Source organism: Micromonospora sp. NBC_01699 (assembly GCF_036250065.1).
GTDB lineage: Bacteria > Actinomycetota > Actinomycetes > Mycobacteriales > Micromonosporaceae > Micromonospora_G.
Map to the genome: position 1 here is coordinate 5,693,289 of NZ_CP109199.1, position 22,507 is coordinate 5,715,795.

The following is a 22,507-nucleotide window of genomic DNA, read 5'->3' on the forward strand; positions in this document are numbered from 1 at the left end:
GCTAGGGTCATCCCAGAGGGTTCCGACCACTGCCTAGGAGCACAAACCATCGTGGCTGCCAAACGACCCGCGCAATCTCCGCTGAACTGGACCGACCTCGATCGTCGGGCCGTCGATACCGTTCGTGTGCTGGCCATGGATGCCGTGGAGAAAGCCGGCAACGGCCACCCCGGCACGGCGATGAGCCTCGCGCCCGCCGCGTACCTGATTTTCAACCGGCTGCTCAAGCACGACCCCACCGACGCCGCGTGGCCGGGTCGCGACCGATTCGTGCTCTCCGCCGGGCACTCCAGCCTCACCCTCTACATCCAGCTCTACCTCAGCGGTTACGGGCTCGGCCTGGACGACCTGAAGTCGCTGCGCCAGTGGGGTTCGCTCACCCCGGCCCACCCCGAGCACGGTCACACCGTCGGCGTCGAGACCACCACCGGCCCGCTCGGCCAGGGGATCGGCAACGCGGTCGGGATGGCGATGGCAGCTCGCCGCGAACGCGGCCTGCTCGACCCCGACGCCGAGCCCGGTCAGTCCGTCTTCGACCACCACATCTGGTGCATCGCCTCCGACGGCGACATCGAAGAGGGCATCAGCCACGAGGCGAGTTCGCTGGCCGCGCACCAGAAGCTCGGCAACCTCGTACTGATCTACGACGACAACGAGATCTCCATCGAGGACGACACCCGGATCGCCAAGAGCGAGGACGTCACCGCCCGCTACGCCGCCTACGGCTGGCACGTACAGACCGTCGACTGGCGGGCCGGCGACGCCGACCAGGGCGACTACCACGAGGACGTGGAGGCGCTGTACGCCGCGCTGACCGCCGCCCGGGAGAACACCGACCGGCCCTCGTTCATCTCGCTGCGCACCATCATCGGCTGGCCCGCGCCGAACAAGCAGAACACCGGCAAGATCCACGGTTCCGCGCTCGGCGCCGACGAGGTCGCCGCCACCAAGAAGATCCTCGGCTTCGACCCGGCGCAGACCTTCGCCGTCGCCGACGAGGTGCTCGCCCACGCCCGGGGCACCGTCGAACGCGGCCAGGCCGAGCACGCGCAGTGGAACACCGCGTACGACGCGTGGGCGAAGGCCAACCCGGAGCGCAAGGCGCTGCACGACCGGCTGTCCGGGCGTACGCTGCCCGCCGGCTGGACCGACGCGTTGCCGACCTGGCCGGCGGACGCCAAGGGGGTCGCCACCCGGGCCGCCTCGGGCAAGGTGCTGGAGGCGCTCGCCCCGGTGCTGCCCGAACTCTGGGGCGGCTCGGCCGACCTGGCCGAGAGCAACAACACCACGATGAAGGGCGAGCCGTCGTTCATCCCGGCCGAGTACGCGACCAAGGACTTCCCCGGTCACGAGTACGGCCGCACGCTGCACTTCGGCATCCGTGAGCACGCCATGGGCGCCATCCTCAACGGCATCGCGCTGCACGGCGGCACCCGCCCCTACGGCGGCACGTTCCTCGTCTTCAGCGACTACATGCGCCCCTCGGTGCGGCTCGCCGCGCTGATGAAGCTGCCGGTCGCCTACGTCTGGACGCACGACTCGATCGGCCTCGGCGAGGACGGCCCGACCCACCAGCCGGTCGAGCACCTCACCTCGCTGCGCGCCATCCCCGGCCTCGACGTGATCCGGCCAGCCGACGCCAACGAGACCGCCTGGGCCTGGCGGCAGGCGCTCACCAACACCGACCGGCCGGCCGCGCTGGCACTGAGCCGGCAGCCGCTGCCGACGTTCGACCGGGCGACGCTCGGCTCCGCCGAGGGCGTGGCCAAGGGCGGCTACATCCTGGCCGAGGCGTCCACCGCGCAGCCCGACGTGATCCTCATCGGCACCGGCTCCGAGGTGCAGCTCTGCCTCACCGCACGGGAGCGGCTGGAGGCCGCCGGCACCCCGACCCGGGTCGTCTCGATGCCGTGCCAGGAGTGGTTCGAGGAGCAGGACTCGGCGTACCGCGAGTCGGTGCTGCCGCGCGCCGTCCGGGCGAGGGTCAGCGTCGAGGCCGGCATCGGCATGTCCTGGCGTCACCTGGTCGGTGACCTGGGCGAGAGCGTGAGCCTGGAACACTACGGTGCGAGCGCCCCGCACACGGTCCTGTTCGAGCAGTTCGGCTTCACTCCCGACCACATCGTCGCCGCCGCCCACGCGTCGCTGGCGAAGGTCGGCGAGATCACTGGTTCGACCACCGGTAACTGAGAGAGGTTCAGCACATGACGGACAGGTTGGGTGAGCTCAGCGCGGCGGGCGTCGCGGTCTGGCTCGATGATCTTTCAAGGGTGCGGCTCAGCTCCGGCGGGCTGGACCAGTTGCGCCGCGAGAAGCACATGGTCGGGGTCACCACGAACCCGACGATCTTCGCCAAGGCGCTCAGCGACGCCGACGAGTACAACTGGCAGTTGCGTGACCTGGCCGTCCGCGGGGTGTCCGTGGAAGAGGCCGTACGCATGCTGACCACGTACGACGTCCGCTGGGCGACCGACGTGATGCGTCCGGCGTACGACAGCTCGGCCGGGGTGGACGGGCGGGTGTCGATCGAGGTCGACCCGCGGCTCGCGTACGAGACCGAGAAGACCGTCGCCGAGGCCAAGTCGCTGTGGTGGCTGGTCGACCGACCGAACCTCTACATCAAGATCCCGGCGACCGAGGCCGGCCTGCCGGCGATCACCGCGACCCTGGCCGAGGGGATCAGCGTCAACGTCACGCTGATCTTCGGGCTGGACCGCTACTCGCAGGTGATGGACGCCTTCCTCGCCGGCCTGGAGCAGGCCAAGGCGAACGGACACGACCTGACCAAGATCGGTTCGGTCGCCTCGTTCTTCGTCTCCCGCGTCGACGCCGAGGTCGACAAGAGGCTGGAGAAGATCGGCTCGGCCGAGGCGAAGGGACTCAAGGGCAAGGCCGCGGTCGCCAACGCCCAGCTCGCCTACGAGCGCTACACCGAGGTCTTCTCCTCGGACCGCTGGCAGACCCTCGCCGACGCCGGCGCGCACCCGCAGCGCCCGCTCTGGGCCTCCACCTCCACCAAGAACCCGGACTACCGCGACGTCATCTACGTCGAGGAGCTGGTCGCTCCCGGTACGGTCAACACCATGCCGGAAGCGGTCATCCACGCGTACGCCGACCACGGCGAGACCCGGGGCGACACCATCACCGGCGCGTACGACGCGGCCCGCAAGGTTCTCGGCGACCTGATCTCGGTCGGCGTCGACTTCGACGACGTGATCAACACGCTGGAGCGCGAGGGCGTGGAGAAGTTCGAGACGAGCTGGGAGGAACTGCTCGACGGCGTACGCAAGTCGCTCGAAGCGGCGGCCTCCGGTGTCGGTCACCCCAACCAGGCGGCCCAGGGCAGCGCCGACGCCGCCCAGCAAGCGGGAGGCAACGCGTGACCGTGACCCAGGACCTGGGGAGCGCGGAGGCGGCGGCCGGACTCACGGTCCACGGCGCGGAGGCGATCGACGCCTCCGCGCCCGGCTCCACCCGTGCCGCCCTGATCGCCGACGACGCCCCGCGCCGACTGGCGGCCAAGGACGCCACCCTGTGGGGGCCGGACGCGCAGGCCGAGGCGACCAAGCGGCTCGGCTGGGTGGACACCCACCAGCGCAGCCGTGAACTCCTCCCCCAGCTCGCCGAACTCAAGGCCGAACTGGCCGACCTCGACCACGTCGTCCTGGCCGGCATGGGCGGCTCGTCGCTCGCCCCCGAGGTGATCGCCCGCACCCTCGGGCGGCCGCTGACCGTACTCGACACCACCGACCCGGGCCAGGTCCGGGCCGCGCTCGGCGACCGGCTGCTGACCACCGTCGTCGTGGTGGCCAGCAAGTCCGGCTCCACCGTGGAGACCGACAGCCACCGGCGGGCGTACTGGCAGGCGTTCCTGGACGCCGGCCTGACCGAGGCCGAGGCCGGGCGACACTTCGTCATCGTCACCGACCCCGGCTCGCCGCTGGCCGACACCGCCGCCCAGATGGGCGCCTTCGTCGTACTCGCCGACCCCAACGTCGGCGGCCGGTACTCCGCGCTGACCGCGTTCGGGCTGGTCCCGTCCGCACTGGCCGGGGTCGAGGTGGTCGAACTGCTCGACCAGGCCGAGGAACTCGCCGGGTCGCTCGCCGGGGACAAGGACAACCCCGGCCTCGCGCTCGGCGCCGCGCTCGGCACCGCCGCCACCGGCGGCCGGGACAAGGTCTCGCTGATCTCGGACGGCACCGGCATCGAAGGGCTCGGCGACTGGGCCGAACAGCTCATCGCCGAGTCGACCGGCAAGGGCGGCGTGGGCATCCTGCCGGTGGTGGTCGAGTCGCCACAGGCGGCCGGCGCCACCGGGGCGGACGTACTCACCGTCACCTACGGCGGGGCGCTGGCCCCGGGCGCCTCGCCCGGCGCCGGGATCAACCCCCAGTTGGCCGTCAACGGCCCGCTCGGGGCCCATTTCCTGGCCTGGGAGTACGCCACCGCCCTGGCCGGGGTGGTGCTCGGCATCGACCCGTTCGACCAGCCGAACGTCACCGAGTCCAAGGAGAACACCAACCGGCTCCTGGCCGCCGGACTGCCGGACGAGGCACCGTCGTTCACCACCGGCGCGATCGAGGTGTACGCACCCGCCGGCACCCCGGGCGACCTGCCCGGTGTGCTGCGCGGACTGCTCGACGGGCTCGGTCCGGACGGCTACCTGGCCGTGATGGCGTACCTCGACCGGTTCGGTGACGCCGACGCCGGTCAGGTCCGGCCGCTGCTCGCCGAGACGAGCGGTCGCCCGGTGACCTTCGGTTGGGGACCCCGGTTCCTGCACTCCACCGGCCAGTACCACAAGGGTGGTCCGCAGGTCGGTTCGTACCTGCAAATCACCGGCGCGGTGGCCGAGGACCTGCCGGTGCCGGGCAAGCCGTACACCTTCGGTGTGCTCCAGGCGGCCCAGGCCGCCGGCGACCGGCAGGCCCTGGCCGGCCGGGAGCGGCCGGTGCTGCGCCTGCACCTGACCGACCGGGCGGCGGGCCTGCGCCAGCTCCTCGACACGCTCCGAGAGCTGCGGAGCTGAGATGGGTCCGGGGTTGAGCAATGAGGGGGACACCGTGAATCCGCTGCGCGATCCGCAGGACCGGCGGCTGCCGCGGATCCCGGAACCGTGCGCCATGGTGATCTTCGGCGTGACGGGTGACCTGGCCCAGAAGAAGCTGATTCCGGCCGTGTACGACCTGGCCAACCGGGGGCTGCTGCCGCCGGGCTTCGTGGTGCTCGGCTTCGCCCGCCGGGACTGGGGGGACGGCGACTTCGAGTCGCTGGCCTACCAGGCCGCCCGCAAGGGTGCCCGTACGCCCTGGCGGGACGAGGTCTGGTCCCGGCTCGCCGGCAACATCAAGTTCGTCGGCGGCTCGTTCGACGACGACGAGGCGTTCGACTCCCTCGCCGAGACCCTGGACGAACTGCGCAGTACCCACGGGATCGCCGGCAACGCGGCGTTCTACTTCTCCATCCCACCCGCCGCCTTTCCGGTGGTGCTCAAGCAGCTCGCCCGGACCGGAATGGCCGACAACGCCAAGTCCGGCGGCTGGCGGCGGGTGGTGGTGGAGAAGCCGTTCGGCTCCGACCTGCCGTCGGCGAAGTCGCTCAACGACCTCGTCGACGACGTCTTCACCCGTGAGGACGTGTTCCGCATCGACCACTACCTGGGCAAGGAAACCGTCCAGAACATCATGGCGCTGCGGTTCGCGAACAACCTGTTCGAACCGCTGTGGAACTCCAAGTACGTCGACTCGGTCCAGATCACCATGGCCGAGGACGTCGGCATCGGCTCCCGCGCCGGCTTCTACGACGCGGCCGGCGCCGCCCGTGACGTACTCCAGAACCACCTGTTGCAGTTGCTCGCCCTGGTGGCGATGGAGGAACCGACCAGCTTCGACGCCGCCGAGATCCGGGCCGAGAAGCTCAAGGTGCTGCGCGCGATCACCGTCCCCAAGGACGTCTCCACCGGCACCGTACGCGGGCAGTACCTGCCCGGTTGGGTGGCCGGCCAGCGCGCGGTCGGCTACCTGGAGGAGAAGGACATCCCACCGGACTCGACCACCGAGTCGTACGTCGCGGTGCGGCTGGGTATCCAGAACCGGCGCTGGGCCGAGGTGCCGTTCTACATCCGGGCCGGCAAGCGGCTGCCCCGCCGGGTCACCGAGGTGGCCATCATCTTCAAGCGGGCACCGCACCTGCCGTTCAACGCCACCGACATGGAGATGCTCGGCAACAACCAGCTCGTCGTACGGGTCCAGCCGGACGAGGGCGTGGTGCTGAAGTTCGGCGCCAAGGTGCCCGGCACCACGATGGAGGTTCGCGACATCGCGATGGACTTCCAGTACGGCGAGGCGTTCACCGAGTCCAGCCCGGAGGCGTACGAGCGACTGGTGCTCGACGTGCTCATCGGGGACCGGACGCTCTTCCCGGACGCGGCCGAGGTGGAGCAGAGCTGGCAGGTCATCGACCCGCTCGAAGCCGCCTGGCGGGGCACCCGGCCGGAGCCGTACCGGGCCGGCGAGTGGGGGCCCAGGGCGGCCGACGAGATGCTGGAACGAGAGGGCCGGGCATGGCGGCGGGCGTGAGCGTGCGTGGCCGGTTCGGCGAGCAGACCAGGAGGCTCCTTTGATCGGCCTATGGGACACCACCGGTAACGAGGTGGTCAAGGCGTTGGCCGCCGAGCGGCGCAGTGCCGGCGGCGTGGCCAGCGGCATGGCGCTCACGTTGATCGTGGTGGTGGACGAGAAGCGGGTCCGGGAGGCCGAGGCGGCGGCCACCATCGCCGCCGCCGCCCACCCGTGCCGGCTGCTGGTCGTGGTCCGCTCGGACGTCGAGCGGGAGCAGAGCCGGCTGGACGCGGAGATCGTCGTGGGCGGCCGACTCGGGCCGTGCGAGGCCGTGGTGATGCGGATGTACGGCCGGCTGGCGCTGCACGCCGAGTCGGTGGTGATGCCGCTGCTGGTGCCGGACGTACCGGTGGTCACCTGGTGGCACAGCGAGCCGCCGTCGCAGATCGCGAACGATTTCCTCGGCGTGGTCGCCGACCGGCGGATCACCGACGCCGCCCAGGCGATCAACCCGATCGACGCCCTGCGCCAGCGGGCCCGGGACTACGCCCCCGGCGACACCGACCTGGCCTGGACCCGGATCACCCCGTGGCGCACCCTGGTCGCCGGTGCGTTCGACACCACCGCGGCCCGGGTCACCGAGGCCACCGTGGTGGCACCGAGCACCGACCCGACCGCGGCCCTCATGATCGGCTGGCTGACTGCCCGGCTCGGGATCGAGCCGCGGTGGCAGGACACCAACGACTACGCCCGGATGCGCTCGGTGGAGCTCGACTGCGCCAACGGCGACCGGCTGGTGCTCACCCGGGAGAACAACACCGCGATCTTCGAACGGACCGGGCAGGCCGACCGGCACCTCCCGCTGACCCGTCGCCCGCTCGGTGACGAGCTGGCCGAGGAGTTGCGGCGGCTCGACGCGGACCAGATCTACGCCCAGGCGCTGAGCGCGTCCACGGGCCTCACCGGCCTGGACGACCGGCCGGGCCAGCGGGTGCACATCTGGAACGACCCGACCGCCGCGCGGCGTGCGGCCGTACCGGCCGGTGCGCCGGGCAGCACCCCGGTGGCGGCACCGGCCGGATCCGGTGGGCCGGCACAGTGAGCGAAACCGCTGTGGAGGTGCACGCCGACCCGGCCGTACTCGCCCAGGTGGTGGCGGCCCGGTTGGTGGTCAAGCTGATCGACGCGCAGGCCGACCGGGGTGCGGCCGGGGTGGTGCTGACCGGGGGACGGATCGCCGCGGCGGTCTTCCTCGCGGTGCGGGACCTGCCGGCCCGGGACGCGGTCGACTGGTCCCGGGTCGACGTCTGGTGGGGCGACGAACGCTTCCTGCCGTCCGGTCACCCGGAACGCAACGAGACCCAGGCGCGGGCGGCGCTGCTCGACACGCTGCCGCTGGACCCGCACCGGGTGCACCCGATGCCACCGTCGGACGGCCCGGACGGGCCCGACCCGGAGGCGGCGGCGGCCCGGTACGCCGAGACCCTGGCCGCCGCGGCCAGGCCCGGTACGGCCTCGCTGCCCCACTTCGACGTGCTGATGCTCGGCGTGGGTGAGGACGGTCACGTCGCCTCGGTCTTCCCGGAGCATCCGGTGGGTTACGAGACCCGTCCGGTCAGCGCGGTCCGGGGCAGCCCGAAACCGCCGCCGATCCGGATCACGCTCACCCTGCCGGCGATCAACACGGCCGAGGAGGTCTGGCTGGTGGCGGGCGGGGCCGACAAGGCACGGGCGGTCGGCATGGCGCTGGCCGGCGCCGGACCGCTCCAGTTGCCGGCGGCCGGCGTACACGGAGTGGAGCGCACCCGGTGGCTGTTGGACCGGGCGGCGGCGACCGAGGTCAAGCCGACCTTCCGCAGCCTGCGCTGAACGAACCCGGCCTGTACCGAACGAACGCGGCCTGTACCGAACGAACGCGGCCTGTACCGAACGAACGCGGCCTGTACCGAACGAACATGGCCTGTACTGGACGAACCGGCACGGCCGGGCCCGACGGTTGTTACCGGGGCCCGGCCGTTGTGCCGACGAGGTGTCCGCCCGCGACCGGGTGGCGGTTCCCCGGGGCGGTCGATCGGTGGCCGCCGCGACCGGGTAGCGGTGCCTGCGGCGGTCGGTCAGTGCTCGCCACGACGGCGACGCAGCGCGGCGAGCGCCTCGTCGAGCAGGGCGGCACCGTCGGCGTCGCTGCGCCGTTCCTTCACGTATGCCAGGTGGGACTTGTGCGGCTCGGCCCGGAGCCGACCCGGCGGGTTGTGCACGTCCTGCCCGGCGGGCTGGCCGCAGTGCGGGCAGTCCCAGGTCTCCGGCGGGTCCACCTCGGCGGCCAGCAGGATCTCCACCATGTGCGCGTTGGCGCACCAGTAGGTGACCGGGCGGCGGGGGGCCGGCTCGGTCCGGCCGGTCGGGCGGGCCGGACCGGCGCCGACCCTGGTGCCACGGATAGCGCTGCTCACGCTGCTCGCTCCTGTCGTCGGAGTGGAACCACCACCGGTGCGGTGGCGGCGTGTTGCGACGCGGTGCGACAAAACGGCTGCGCGCGGCCCGTTGGTACGGACCGCGCGCAGATGTTGCGAGTTGCGGTAGGCAGGTCAGCTGGTCATCGCGAGCTTGAGCCAGAGGCCCAAGCCGACAATGCAGGCAAACCAGACAACGCCCACCAGAACCGTATAACGGTCGAGGTTCTTCTCCGCCACCGACGAGCCGGCCAGGCTGGAGCTCACCCCGCCGCCGAACATGCTCGACAACCCGCCGCCCTTGCCGCGGTGCAGCAGGATCAGCATGGTGAGCAGCACGCTCGTGATGACCAGCAACACGATCAACGTGTATGCGAACTGGATCGGAAGCATGGTAAGGGTCAGTCCTCTCGTGACGGGCCCGTCAACAATAGCGGCCGGCTATACGTTGATGTGCTCCGGGAACCGGCAGATTTTAGCGAACTCCTCGGCGTCCAGGCTCGCCCCACCGACCAGGGCACCGTCCACGTCCGGCTGGGCCATGATAGCCGCGATGTTGGACGACTTCACCGAACCGCCGTAGAGGACCCGTACCTGGTCCGCGGTGGCCTGGCCGAACGTCTCGGAGATCCGCTGACGCACCGCGCCACAGACCTCCTGGGCGTTCTCCGGGGTCGCCGTCTTGCCGGTGCCGATCGCCCAGACCGGCTCGTACGCGACCACCACCTGCGCCACCTGCTCCGGGGTGAGCCCGGACAGGGCGGCGTCGAGCTGCTCGCAGCAGTGCGTCACGTGCCGGGACTCCTCGCGGACGTCCAGGCCCTCGCCGATGCACAGGATCGGCGTGATCTCACTGCCCAGCGCGGCCACCACCTTGGCGTTGACCAGGGCGTCGTCCTCGTGGTGGTAGGCCCGCCGCTCGGAGTGCCCGACCACCACGTACTGGCAGCCGAGCTTGCTCAGCATCGGCCCGGAGATGTCCCCGGTGTACGCCCCCGGCGGGTACGGCGACAGGTCCTGCGCGCCGTAGCCGAGCAGCAGCTTGTCGCCCTCGATCGCCGTCTGCACGCTGCGCAGGTCGGTGAACGGCGGCAGGACCACCGCTTCGACGTCGGTGAGCTGCTGGACGTTCAACCGGAACGCCAGGTCCTGGACCAGCTTGTTGGCCTCGAAGTGGTTCAGGTTCATCTTCCAGTTGCCGGCCATCAGGGGCCGACGTACCGACGTTGCCATCAACTCTCCAGGGCGGCGATACCGGGGAGGGTCTTGCCCTCCAGGTATTCCAGCGAGGCACCCCCGCCGGTCGAGATGTGACCGAACGACGACTCGTCCAGCCCGAGCGCGCGTACCGCGGCGGCCGAGTCACCGCCGCCGACCACCGTGAACCCGGCCACTGCGGTGATCGCCTCGGCGACCCCCCGGGTGCCGGCCGCGAACGCCGGCATCTCGAACACGCCCATCGGGCCGTTCCAGAAGACGGTCTTGGCGCCGCTGATCACCTCGGCGAAGGCGGCCACCGTGAGCGGGCCGATGTCCAGGCCCAGCCGGTTCTGCGGGATCGACTCCGCCGGCACGGTCTCGTGCGCGGCGTCCGGCGCGAACGCCGTCGCGGCGACCACGTCGAGCGGCAACACGATCTTGCCGTCGGCACGGGCCAGCAGCTCCCGGCAGGTGTCGACCATCTCCTCCTCAAGCAGCGAGGTGCCGACCCCGTGGCCCTGGGCCTTGAGGAAGGTGAAGCACATCCCACCACCGATGAGCAGGCGGTCGACCGTCGGCAGCAGCGCCTCGATCACGGCCAGCTTGTCGCTGACCTTGGAGCCGCCGAGCACCACCACGTACGGCCGGTCCGGCTCACCGGTCAACCGGGAGAGAACCTCGACCTCACGCAGCACCAGCCGGCCCGCGACGTGCGGCAACCGCGCCGGTACGTCGTACACGCTGGCGTGCTTGCGGTGCACCGCGCCGAACGCGTCGTCGACGTACGCCTCGGCGAACCCGGCGAGCTGGTCGGCGAAGGCGCCCCGTTCGGCCTCGTCCTTGCTGGTCTCCCCCGGGTTGAACCGCAGGTTCTCCAGCAGCACCAGTTCACCGGAGGCGATCGTGTCGACGGCAGCGCGGGCCGAGTCGCCCACGGTGTCGGTCGCGAAGGTCACCGGCGTACCGAGCAGTTCGGCCAGCCGGGTGCCGACCGGCGCCAGGCTGTACTGCGGGTCCGGCGCGCCCTTCGGCCGTCCCAGGTGCGAGCAGACGATGACCGCCGCGCCCGCGTCCCGCAGGGCGGTCAGGGTCGGCAGCACCGCCCGGATCCGCCCGTCGTCGGTGATCGCCCCGCTGGCCTTGTCGAGGGGTACGTTCAGGTCGGCGCGCACCAGCACCCGCCGACCCGACACCCCCTCGGCCAGCAGATCGTCGAGGGTACCGATGCTCACAGCGAGGAACCCACCAGCTTGACCAGGTCGACGAGCCGGTTCGAGTAGCCCCACTCGTTGTCGTACCAGCCGACGACCTTCACCTGGTTGCCGATGACCTTGGTGAGGCCGGCGTCGAAGATGCAGGAGGCCGGGTCGGTGACGATGTCGCTGGAGACGATCTCGTCCTCGGTGTAGACCAGGATGCCCTTGAGCGGGCCCTCGGCAGCCGCCTTGAGCGCGGCGTTGACCTCTTCGACCGAGGTTTCGCGGCGGGCGGTGATGGTCAGGTCGGTGGCCGAGCCGGTCGGGATCGGCACCCGCAGCGCGAAGCCGTCGAGCTTGCCCTTCAGCTCCGGCAGCACCAGGCCGATGGCCTTCGCGGCACCGGTCGAGGTCGGCACGATGTTGAGCGCGGCGGCGCGGGCCCGGCGCAGGTCCTTGTGCGGACCGTCCTGGAGGTTCTGGTCCTGGGTGTAGGCGTGGATCGTGGTCATCAGACCCTTTTCGATGCCCACCGTGTCGTTGAGGACCTTCGCCATCGGCGCGAGGCAGTTCGTGGTGCACGACGCGTTCGAGATGATGTTGTGCTTCGCCGGGTCGTACAGGTCGTGGTTGACGCCCATGACGACCGTGAAGTCCTCGTTCTTCGCCGGAGCGGAGATGATGACCTTCTTGGCGCCGCCGTCGATGTGTGCCTTGGCCTTGGTGGCGTCGGTGAAGAAGCCGGTCGACTCGATCACGACGTCCGCGCCCAGGTCGCCCCACGGCAGCTTGCTCGGGTCCTTCTCGGCGAACGCCTTGAAGGTCTGGCCACCGACGGTGATCTCGTCGGCGGTCGCCTTCGCCTCGTGCGGCAGGCGGCCGAGGATGCTGTCGTACTTGAGCAGGTGCGCCAGCGTGGCGTTGTCGGTCAGGTCGTTCGCGCCGACCAGTTCGATGTCGGCGCCCGAGGCGAGCACCGCACGGAAGAAGTTACGGCCGATTCGGCCAAAGCCGTTGATGCCAACCCGGATGGTCACAGGCCATCTCCTCGCAGTCTGGTCCGGCGGCGTTCAGCCCGATCGCCGTCGGAAGTGTGCGCGCCGACCGCAGGAGTCGGCCGCCGATAGTTATCGGCCACCCCGCCGCGGTCCGAGGACCTGACCGCCCGAGGCGGTGAATACGGCGCGAGTAACCGGTTCCGGCCCCGTCGCCGTACGCTCGGTACCTTATCGGAGCGGACGGGGCGTCGTTGCGTCGGGGCGTAAACCCACCACCGCCGAGGGACGATCCGGGCACTGTCGAGGTGGGACGGCCTGCGCCGGCAACCGTCGACCACCTCTCACACGGCCAGCATGTCCGGCGTGACCGCCGCCTCGGTGTCCGGGATGCCCAGGTCCCGCGCCCGTTTGTCGGCCAACGCCAGCAGCCGCCGGATCCGCCCCGCGATCGCGTCCTTGGTCAGCGGCGGGTCGGCCAGCGCACCCAGCTCCTCCAGGGACGCCTGACGGTGCTCCAGCCGCAACTGCCCGGCCGACGTCAGGTGGTTGGGCGCCTCCTCGGCGAGGATCTCCAGCGCCCGGGTCACCCGGGCGGCGGCCGCCACCGCCGCCCGCGCCGAGCGGCGCAGGTTGGCGTCGTCGAAGTTGGCCAGTCGGTTGGCGGTGGCCCGCACCTCGCGCCGGACCCGGCGCTCCTCCCAGGCCAGCACGCTGGAGTGGGCGCCGATCCGGGTCAGCAGGGCGGCGATCGCGTCGCCGTCCTTGACCACCACCCGGTCGACCCCGCGCACCTCGCGGGCCTTCGCGGTGATCCCGATCCGGCGGGCCGCGCCGACCAGCGCCAGCGCCGACTCCGGGCCGGGGCAGGTGATCTCCAGCGCGCAGGAGCGGCCCGGCTCGGTCAGCGAGCCGTGCGCCATGAACGCACCCCGCCAGGCCGCGACCGCGCAGCAGACGTTCGCCGCCACCACGTGCGGGGGCAGTCCGCGTACGGGTCGACCCCGGACGTCGAGCAGCCCGGTCTGTCGGGCCAGCGCCTCACCGTCCTTGACCACCCGGACGATGTAGTGGCTGCCCTTGCGCAGCCCACCGGAGGCGAGTACGTGAATCTCGCTCGGGTAGCCGTACACCTCGGCCACCTCGCGGCGCAGTCGCCGGGCAACCGCCCCGGTGTCCAGCTCCGCCTCCACCACCACCCGTCCGGAGACGATGTGCAGGCCGCCCGCAAACCGCAGCAGGGCGGCCATCTCCGCCCGGCGGCAGCAGGGTTTGGGCACGTCGACCCGGCTCAGCTCGTCCTTGACCGCAGCCGTCATCGCCATTGTCGTCACCTCGTGGCCGGTTCCGGCGTGATGCCGGTGATTCGTACGTGCTTAACGATCGGCGCCCAGGACAGGCACCAGTGCGGCTCCCAAAGCGGTGGGATCGTGTCGTGGGCTGCCGTCCTGGACGGCCACCGGAGCGAGCACCAGCCGCGCACCCAGCGATTCTGCCGCACGATCGACCGGTTCGGGGTCACCTACCGCTTTCCCGTCCGCGAGAACCAGGTCGACCCGCAGTTCCGGCAGGTACCACCGGAGCGCGGCCAGGTGGTCCGCGACCGACAGCCCGAGCGTCTCCTGCTCGGTGGCCAGGTTGAGGGTAACCAGGCGACGGGCCCGGCTCGCCACGATCGCGGCGGCCAGCTCCGGCACCAGCAGGTGCGGGATCACGCTGGTGTACCAGCTTCCCGGACCGAAGATCAACCAGTCGGCCTCGCCGACCGCGACGACCGCCTCCCGGCAGGCCCGGGGACCGGACGGGGTCAACCGTAGCGACTCCACCCGCCCCTGGGTCACCGCCACCGCGTGCTGGCCGCGTACGGTCTGCACCGCCTCCGGCCGGGCCGGGTCGGCGCCGCGTACCCGGGCCTCGATGCCTATCTGCTGGCAGGACATCGGCAGCACCCGCCCGATCGCGCCGAGCATCGCCCCGGCGTGGTCGAGCGCGGCCACCGGGTCGCCGAGCTGCTCCATCAGGCCGAGCAGGACCAGGTTGCCGACGGCGTGGCCGGCCAGCGGATCCTCGCCGGGCGACCGGGCGCCGCCGCCCGCGAACCGGTGCTGGAACAGCTCGGCGCTGCGCCGGGTGGCGGGTCGCTCGTCGGCCAGGGCGACCAGCGCCTGGCGCAGGTCACCGGGGGGCAGCGCGCCGCGCTCGGCGCGCAGCCGGCCGCTGGAGCCGCCGTCGTCGCCGACCGTCACCACCGCGGTGATGTCGAGTTCGAGGTCGGGCGCGCAGCGGCGCAGGGCCCGCAGGGACGCCGAAAGGCCGTGTCCGCCACCGAACGCGACGATCTTGATCGCCGTCACTCGCGGCCCAGGTCGCGGTGCTGGGCGTTGGCGGCCAGCCGGGCCTGACGCAGCCGGCTGGCGAGTTCCTCCGCGATCGCCACGCTCCGGTGCTTGCCGCCGGTACAACCCACGGCCACGGTCAGGTAGCGCTTGCCCTCGCGTTCGAAGCCGGGCGCGGTCGCGTTGATCAGCCGGGCGTACGTCTCGACGAAGGTGACCGCCCCGTGCTGGCCCAGCACGTACCGGCTCACGGCTTCCTCCCGGCCATTGTGCTCACGCAGCTCCGGTACCCAGTACGGGTTCGGCAGGAACCGGGCGTCGAGCACGAAGTCGGCGTCCGGCGGCAGCCCGTACTTGAAGCCGAAGGAGAGCACGGTGACCTTGAGCCGCCGGGCGTCCTCGCCACCGAAGAGCTCCTCGATCCGGCTGCGGAGCTGGTTGACGTTGAGGTGACTGGTGTCGATGATCACGTCGGCCTGCTCGCGGGCCTCTTCGAGCAGGCCGCGCTCGACCGCTATGCCGTCGGCGAGCCGGCCGTCGCCCTGGAGCGGGTGCGAGCGCCGGACGCTCTCGAACCGGCGGATCAGCACCTCGTCGTCGGCGTCGACGAAGACCACCCGGGGCTGGAAGCCGCGTTCCTTGAGGGCCCGGATCGCGCCGGACAGGTCGGTGGAGAAGGCGCGGCTGCGTACGTCCAGCACCATCGCCGTCTGCCGGGTGGTGCCGCCGGCCTGGAAGGCCAGCTCGGCCATGTCGAGCATCAGCGCCTGCGGCAGGTTGTCCACCACGTAGAAGCCGACGTTCTCCAGGGCTCGGGCGACCGTGCTGCGACCGCCGCCGGAGACCCCGGTGACCACGACCAGATCGGTCTCGGACCGGCTCGGCGCCGCGTCGGCCGCGGTGTCGTCCGAGCGTGATCCGTGCGCGCCGCCGCGCTCGCTCACCTGTTACCCCCATAGCCGCGCGGTTCGGCGACCGCCGATCGTCGGCCGGCACCGTACGCGCGGGATCGATGTGTCGTCACCGGCCACCGTCCCGGCCCGCCGAGCCCCCGTTCGCGGGGTGTGCCCGCAGTACTCTATCCGGCCGGTCGGCCCCGTTCCCGCACCGGGTTGGCAGCGGGCCGGGGTCGGCAGCGGCCGGGCGACCCGGCCGCCCGGCCGGACGAGGTGGGGACCGGTCCGGGTCGGCGAAAACGGCCGACCACCTGCGCATGATCAATTTTTCGAGCGGTGGGCGGGCGCCGCGATTGTTCGGGCCGCCCGCTTTTGTCTGCCACGACTGGTTTGAGCAAGGCGCCCGCGATGCACCTTGGATCCGTACGGGATGCATTAATTTTCTTTTGCTTTTGCGACGAATGAGTTCGACGGACAGGGTGCCGCCAGCCGGAATGGGAAGCTCGACGCCGGCACGGTGCGATGAATGTGTGGCACCAACACGGACAGGACCGGGTAACGACAACTTCGTGGCTTTTTGTCATAGAGAATGTGGTCAAATCGGCTCCTATCGCCCCACCTGACGCCGCGCTGTCCGGCTCCCGCCCCAGTGTTGACAGATCTGAATGGCTCTCGTATTTTTTTGGGCACCCCGAGCGCAGCGCGAAATCTTCCATCTTTCCGACCGCCTGGCCATGCCACCGTGCGCTCCGAACGGGCGCCGGCGTGCATTAACCGGCGACATTTCATGGTGTGCCGACAAAGCAGGCCCACCACTAAAGGAGGAAAGCGGACCGTGCGGTCGACCAGCAGTAGCACAGCCGAGGTCGATGACGACCAGCCGAACGCGGCCGAGCCGGACGGTGAGAGCTACGACCTACTGGCACTCCAGCAGGGTCTGCTGTTCCACAACCACTTCGAACCCGGCTCCGGCGTCGACATCCTCCAGGTCGTGGTCGACTGGCCGGAACCGCTCGACCCGGTCGCGATGACCGCCGCCTGGCAGGCCGCGACCCGGCGACACCCGGTCCTGCGGACCGCGTTCAGCTGGCTCGGCCAGGACCGGGCCACCCAGCGGGTGTACGCCGAGGTGACCATACCGGTCCACCGGTACGACTGGCGGACCGAGGGCCCCGGCGACCCGGCGGCCCGACAGGCCCGACTGGACGACTTCCTCGCCACCGACCGGTCCCGCGAGTTCGACCCGTCGACCGCTCCCCTGGTCCGGGTCGGGCTGATCCAGCACGCGGCCGACCGGCACACCATCGTGTTCAGCCTGCACCACGTGATCCTCGACGGGCGCTCGGTGCACCTGCTGCTCAGCGAGGTGTTCAACGAGTACGCCGCGACCGTCGCGGGCCACTCGCACACGCCCCCGGCCCGCCGGTCGTTCCAGGAGTTCGCGGCCTGGGCCGGGCAGCACCCGCTCGCCGCCGACCAGCACTTCTGGCGTACCCGGCTGAGCGGGCTCACGTTGCCAACACCGCTGCCGCTGCGGCCGGCCGCCGACACGCCGCCGCGCGAGCCGGACTCCGTACGGGAACTCGCCCTCACCCTCGACGAGAGCGACAGCACGGCGCTGAACCGGACCGCGCGGGCCGTCGGCGTACCGCTGAGCACATTGGTCAACGCCGCCTGGGCGGTGCTGCTGCACCGCTACAGCGGTGAGCGGGACGTCGTCTTCGGCGCCGTCCGCAGTTGCCGCCGGGGCAGCATCGACGGCGCCGACACGATCATCGGCATGTTGATCAATACCGTGCCGCTGCGGATCGACGTCCGTCCGCAGGCGACCGTGCGCGACTGGCTGGTCGAGGTACGGGCCCAGATCGACGCGGTCCGGGCGCACCAGGTCGCGCCGCTCACCGCCGTACAGGGCTGGAGCGAGCTGCCGCCGAGCGCACCGCTGTTCGAGAGCCTGCTCATGTACGAGCACCGCGAACTAGGGACCGCGCTACGCGGCTCGGTCCCGGACTGGAACGGGCGCAGCGCGCGGGTGCACCGGCACCCCGGCCCGCCGGTGACCGTCTGCGTCTTCGGTGAGCCGACGTTGCGGGTGCTGCTCTACCACGACCGGCGCCGGTGCACCGACGCCGCCGCCGACAGCATGCTGCGCCACTTCACCAACCTGCTGGTCGGACTCGCCACCGGGCTGGACGCGCCGGTGGCCGAACTGCCGCTGTTCGACCCGGCCGAACACCACCTGCTCACCCACGAGTGGGCCGGGCACGACCGGCCCGACGGCACCACCGGCGAGCCGACCTTCGACACCATCGGCGAACGCTTCGCCGAGCAGGTGCGGCGGCGGCCCGACACGGTGGCGGTGACCGGGGTGGACGGCACGCTCAGCTACGCCGAACTCGACGCGCGGGCCAACCGGCTCGCCCACCTGCTGATCCGGCACGGGGTCGCCCCGGACCAGCCGGTGGCGGTCGTCCTGCCCCGGTCGGTGCGGCTGGTCTCCACCCTGCTGGCCGTGGTTCGGGCCGGTGCGGCGTACCTGCCGCTGGACCCGGCGAACCCGCCGGCCAGGACCGCCGACCTGCTGGCCGCCGCCGGTAACCCGGTGGTGCTGACCGCGAGCGGGTCCGACCCGACCGGCACCGGGATCGCCCCGCCGCTGCCGGACGGAACCCGGACGATCGACCTCGACCGGATCGGCGCCGAACTGGACGCACTGCCGACCACCGCGCCGCAGCGACCGACCCGGCCGGAGAGCCTGGCCTACGTCAACTACACCTCGGGCTCCACCGGGACCCCCAAGGGCGTCGGGGTGCCGCACCGGGCCGTACTCCGGCTGGTGCACGAACCCGGCTACCTGCGGCTCGGTCCCGACCAGACGGTCCTGCACCTCGCCTCGGCCGCCTTCGACGCGGCCACCCTCGAAATCTGGGGCAGCCTGCTCAACGGCGCCCGGCTGGTCGTCGCCCCACCCGACCCGCTCGGACCGGCGGAGATCGCCCGGCTGCTGCGGGCCGAGCGGATCAGCGTGCTCTGGCTGACCGCCGGACTGTTCCACCAGGTCGTCGAGCAGGACCCCGGCGCACTGGCCGGAGTGGACCAGCTCCTGGCCGGCGGCGACGTGCTCGACCCCGGCGCGGTCCGCGCCGCGCTGCGGGTCCGCGCCGGTCGACCCCTGATCAACGGGTACGGGCCGACCGAGAACACCACCTTCACCTGCTGCCACCGGATGACCGACCCGGCGGTCGTACCCGCGCCGGTGCCGATCGGCCGGCCGGTGCCCCGGAGCACCGTCTACGTACTGGACCGGCTGCTGCGGCCGGTGCCGGTCGGTGCGCCCGGTGAGCTGTACACCGGCGGCGACGGCCTGGCTCGGGGCTACCTGGGCGATCCCGGCCGGACCGCCGAGCGGTTCCTGCCCGACCCGTTCGACCACCGGCCCGGCGCCAGGATGTACCGCACCGGGGACCGGGTCCGCTGGCTGCCGGACGGGACGCTGGAGTTCCTCGGCCGGATCGACCGACAGGTCAAGATCAGAGGCTTCCGGGTCGAGCCGGCCGAGGCGGAGGCGGTCCTGCGGGCCCACCCGCTGGTCGGCGAGGTCGCCGTGGCCGTGCACGGCGAGGGCGAACGGCGCCGGCTGGTCGCCTACGTCAGCCCCGGCGCGATCGGCGCGGCAAGGCTGGACGAGCGGGAACTCGACGCGTACGCGGTCGCCCACCTGCCGGTTTACCTGCGCCCGGCCGGGTACGTGCTGCTGCCGAAGCTGCCGCTGAACCGCAACGGCAAGGTGGACCGGGCCGCGCTGCCCGCCCCGACCTCGGCTGCCCGCCCGGCCCCGGAACGGCCGTTGACCGATCCCACCCAGATCCGGCTCGCCGCGCTCTGGGTCGAGCTGCTCGGCGCCGAGGTGGGCCGGGCCGAGGACGACTTCTTCGCCCTCGGCGGCAACTCGCTGCTCGCCACCCGGCTGGCCTTCCTCGCCGCCGAACGGTTCGGCGTCGAACTGCCGGTACGCACCGTCTACGACCAGCACGACCTGGCCGGGCTGGCGGCCGAGATCGACCGCCGACGCGCCACCCCCGAACCCGCGCCGGTACGGATCACCGCCCGCGACCGTGGCGCGTACCGCAGTGCCGTCGCCACCACCGGCCCGCAGCCGGCGCCCCCCGCCAACGGCGCGTCGACCGCCGGCCCGGTCCCGGTGCCCGCCGCCGATCCGGTGCCCGCCGCCGATCCGGATCCCCCCGCCGATCCGGAGCCGTCGGCCGGTGTGGACCACCTGGTGCGGCCCGGTGCCGGACCGTGGGCGATGTGGCGCTGGGTCGGGCTGCGCGCCGCCGGCTTCCCGGTCGGGCCGCTCACCCGGCTCGGCGACCCCGAACTCGTGCACAGCACCGATGCCGTGCTGGCCGGCGAGGAGCGGCTGACGGAGCTGCGCCGGGCGATGGCCGACAACCTGCACCGGGCCCGCCGGGCCGCCCCGACCGAGCAGCGGTCCCGGTGGAACCGGGCCGACCGGCAGGTCCGCCAGGGTACGGTGCCGGACGAACTGCCGGCGGTGGCCGATCCCGCGCTGGCCGCCCTGCTGGCCGAGAACCGGGCCGCGCTCGCCGACGCCGTCGAGCGGGTACGGGCCGACCGGCTGGCCTTCGTCCACTCCCACGAACGGGCCAGCGCCCGGCGTAGCGCCGCACTGCGCGCCGCCGCCGCCGACCCGCTCCTGCGCGAGGCGGTGACCTGGCAGAACCGGCAGGCGCTGCGGACCGGCCTCGATCCGCTGCTGCACCGGGCCGGGCCGGCACAGGGCGAGCCACCGACGGCCCGCGACTCCAAGCACCGGCAGCACGAGGCGCTGGTCGCCACCTACCTCCAGCGGTACTGCGTCAAGAACGACACCATCGGCTTCTTCGGCCCGGTCGGCTGGGCCACCGTCGCCCCCGGCGGGACCGGGCTGCGGATCGAGCACGGCGCGACCCGGCTGGCCGCCCGTACGGTCTACTTCGAGAACTGGGCCATGGCCGGGCTGGCCGACGCGCTCACCGCACGGGATCCCGGCCTGGCGCCGTGGCTGATCCCGCGCCGGCTGCCGTTCCTCAGCGTGCTCGACGACCACCTGCTGCTGCCGCTCACCCCGCCGGCACCGCTGCCACCGGCAACGGCCCGGCTGCTCGCCGCCGCCGACGGGACGCGCACCGCGTACGAGATCGCGGTCGAGCTGGTGGCCGACCCGAGCAGCGGGCTCACCTCCCCGGAGGAGGTCTACCGGCTGCTGGCCGAGCTGCGCGACGCGCACCGGGTGACCTGGTCGCTGGAGGTGCCGAAGGAGGACCTGTTCCCGGAGCGGTCGGTCCGAAACCGGCTGAACGCGGTCACCGACCCCGCCGTACGCGAACCGGCGCTGCACGCCCTGGACGACCTGGTCCGGGCCCGCGACGCGGTCGCCGCGGCGGCCGGCGACGCCGACCGGCTCGGTGCCGCGCTGGCCGACCTGGAGACGACGTTCACCGACCTCACCGGTGCCGCGCCGACCCGCCGGGCAGGCAGGGTGTACGCCGGCCGCACGCTGGTGTACGAGGACTGCCGGGCGAGCGACCGGGTGACCCTCTCCACCGACCTGGTCGGCACCCTCTGGCCGGCGCTGAGCCTGCTGTTGGAGAGCGCCCGCTGGTTCACCTTTGCCGGCACCGCCCTGTTCGGCCGCGCCTGCCGGGAGCGGTACACCGAACTGGTCGGCCGCACCGGCAACGCGCAGACCACCGTGCCGTTCGCCGACTTCTGGCTGTGGGCCAACGACCTGCTGTTCGACCTGCCGGAACGACTGATCGCCCCGGTGATCCGAGGGTTGCAGGACCGGTGGAGCCGGATCCTGCCGGACCTCGACGGGCAGCGCCGGATCCAGCTCGACTCGGCCAGCATCGCCGACCGGGTGGCCGCCGCGTTCGCCGCACCCCGTCCCGGCTGGATCGGCGCGTACCAGCACTCGCCGGACGTGATGCTGGTCGCCGACGGGACCGAGGCGATCGCCCGGGGCGACTTCCAGTGGGTGGTGGGCGAGGTCCACCCCGGCGTGAACACGCTGCGGGCGGCCCTGTTCATGGCCCAGCACCCGGAGCCGGAGGAGCTGGTCAGCGCGATGCGGGCGGACCTGCCCGGTCCCCGGGTGGTGCTGGCCGCGACCGGCGAGGAGGGCGGGGCACCGTCCCGGCTGACCGACAAGCTGATCGTCGAACGGGATCTGCGCCTGGTCTTCGGGCACGACAGCTGCGGTCTGGACCCGCGAACCGCGGTGGCGGTGGCCGACTGCGTACTGGAGTCGCGCGACGGGACGCTGACCGTACGGACCCGGGACGGGAAGTTCGCGCTGCCGCTGACCGAGGTGGTCGGCGAGGCCCTGATGCTCCAGGTGATCCAGCGGTTCGACCTGCTCCCGCCGGCCGACCACCGGCCCCGGATCACCGTCGACAACGTGGTGATCTCCCGGGAGAACTGGCGGTTCGGCGCGGCCGGACTGGACTTCGCCCGGACCGTCGACGAGGCGGAACGCTTCCGTGAGGTACGCCGCTGGCAGTGCGAATCCGGCCTGCCCCGGTACGTCTTCGTGAAGACACCGGTGGAGAAGAAGCCGTTCTTCCTCGACTTCGCCAGCCTGGCGTCGGTCGACGGCTTCGCCCGCGCGGTGCGACGCACGGTCGAGGGCGCCGGCCCGGACGCGACCCTGCGACTGAGCGAGATGCTGCCCACCCCCGAGCAGCTCTGGCTGACCGACCCGGACGGTGGCCGGCGTACCGCCGAGTTCCGTCTGGTCGCGGTGGACACCCGCCGGCCGGACGCCGGAACCCGGACCGGGAGCGTGACATGAGCACGGGTG

General features: G+C 72.1%; 15 protein-coding genes. 7 read left to right on the forward strand and 8 right to left on the reverse strand.

Annotated elements, in window-relative coordinates; all coding sequences use genetic code 11:
• Positions 1–51 precede the first annotated feature (51 nt).
• From tkt to pgl, 6 genes are read left to right on the forward strand one after another with little or no spacing between them, the layout of a single operon-like run.
• Positions 52–2,190, forward strand: a complete 2,139-nt coding sequence (tkt, locus tag OG792_RS23000) for a transketolase (protein ID WP_329102130.1) — start codon at positions 52–54, stop codon at positions 2,188–2,190.
• Positions 2,191–2,204: 14 nt separating this feature from the next.
• Positions 2,205–3,383 (forward strand): transaldolase, encoded by a 1,179-nt coding sequence (gene tal, locus OG792_RS23005; RefSeq protein WP_329102132.1) that lies wholly within the window; start codon positions 2,205–2,207, stop codon positions 3,381–3,383.
• A gap of 2 nt (positions 3,384–3,385) precedes the next feature.
• Entirely contained in the window at positions 3,386–5,032 is a 1,647-nt protein-coding gene (locus OG792_RS23010; RefSeq protein WP_329111377.1) for a glucose-6-phosphate isomerase, read from the forward strand.
• Position 5,033: 1 nt separating this feature from the next.
• On the forward strand, positions 5,034–6,581 hold the full coding sequence (zwf, locus tag OG792_RS23015) for a glucose-6-phosphate dehydrogenase (protein ID WP_329102134.1): 1,548 nt from the start codon (positions 5,034–5,036) through the stop codon (positions 6,579–6,581).
• A 40-nt stretch (positions 6,582–6,621) separates the two neighbouring features.
• On the forward strand, positions 6,622–7,665 hold the full coding sequence (locus OG792_RS23020; protein ID WP_329102135.1) for a glucose-6-phosphate dehydrogenase assembly protein OpcA: 1,044 nt from the start codon (positions 6,622–6,624) through the stop codon (positions 7,663–7,665).
• A complete protein-coding gene (gene pgl / locus OG792_RS23025; protein ID WP_329102137.1) occupies positions 7,662–8,432 on the forward strand; it encodes a 6-phosphogluconolactonase in 771 nt (256 codons plus the stop codon). The genes OG792_RS23020 and pgl overlap by 4 nt, the downstream gene beginning before the upstream one ends.
• 245 nt (positions 8,433–8,677) lie before the next feature.
• Here the strand turns inward: pgl and OG792_RS23030 are convergent, their stop codons facing one another.
• The 8 genes from OG792_RS23030 to rapZ form a co-directional block, all read right to left on the reverse strand.
• Complete coding sequence (locus tag OG792_RS23030; protein ID WP_329102139.1) at positions 8,678–9,016, reverse strand: RNA polymerase-binding protein RbpA; 339 nt, start codon at positions 9,014–9,016, stop codon at positions 8,678–8,680.
• Positions 9,017–9,151: 135 nt separating this feature from the next.
• Positions 9,152–9,409 (reverse strand): preprotein translocase subunit SecG, encoded by a 258-nt coding sequence (gene secG / locus OG792_RS23035; protein ID WP_329102141.1) that lies wholly within the window; start codon positions 9,407–9,409, stop codon positions 9,152–9,154.
• Between the two features lie 48 nt (positions 9,410–9,457).
• Positions 9,458–10,249, reverse strand: a complete 792-nt coding sequence (tpiA, locus tag OG792_RS23040) for a triose-phosphate isomerase (protein WP_329102143.1) — start codon at positions 10,247–10,249, stop codon at positions 9,458–9,460.
• A complete protein-coding gene (locus tag OG792_RS23045) occupies positions 10,249–11,448 on the reverse strand; it encodes a phosphoglycerate kinase (protein ID WP_329102145.1) in 1,200 nt (399 codons plus the stop codon). Before OG792_RS23045 ends, tpiA begins: the two co-directional genes overlap by 1 nt.
• Positions 11,445–12,449, reverse strand: coding sequence for a type I glyceraldehyde-3-phosphate dehydrogenase (gene gap, locus OG792_RS23050; RefSeq protein WP_326556947.1), 1,005 nt, complete (start codon positions 12,447–12,449; stop codon positions 11,445–11,447). The genes OG792_RS23045 and gap overlap by 4 nt, the downstream gene beginning before the upstream one ends.
• 302 nt (positions 12,450–12,751) lie before the next feature.
• A complete protein-coding gene (whiA, locus tag OG792_RS23055; protein ID WP_329102149.1) occupies positions 12,752–13,732 on the reverse strand; it encodes a DNA-binding protein WhiA in 981 nt (326 codons plus the stop codon).
• 51 nt (positions 13,733–13,783) lie between these two features.
• The gene (locus tag OG792_RS23060; RefSeq protein WP_329102151.1) at positions 13,784–14,761 is read right to left on the reverse strand and encodes a gluconeogenesis factor YvcK family protein; all 978 of its coding nucleotides are present in this window, start codon (positions 14,759–14,761) and stop codon (positions 13,784–13,786) included.
• The gene (rapZ, locus tag OG792_RS23065) at positions 14,758–15,687 is read right to left on the reverse strand and encodes an RNase adapter RapZ (protein ID WP_442932293.1); all 930 of its coding nucleotides are present in this window, start codon (positions 15,685–15,687) and stop codon (positions 14,758–14,760) included. The genes OG792_RS23060 and rapZ overlap by 4 nt, the downstream gene beginning before the upstream one ends.
• Before the next feature lie 787 nt (positions 15,688–16,474).
• Between rapZ and OG792_RS23070 the strand changes: the two genes are divergently transcribed.
• On the forward strand, positions 16,475–22,498 hold the full coding sequence (locus OG792_RS23070) for a non-ribosomal peptide synthetase (protein ID WP_329102153.1): 6,024 nt from the start codon (positions 16,475–16,477) through the stop codon (positions 22,496–22,498).
• Positions 22,499–22,507: the final 9 nt, after the last annotated feature.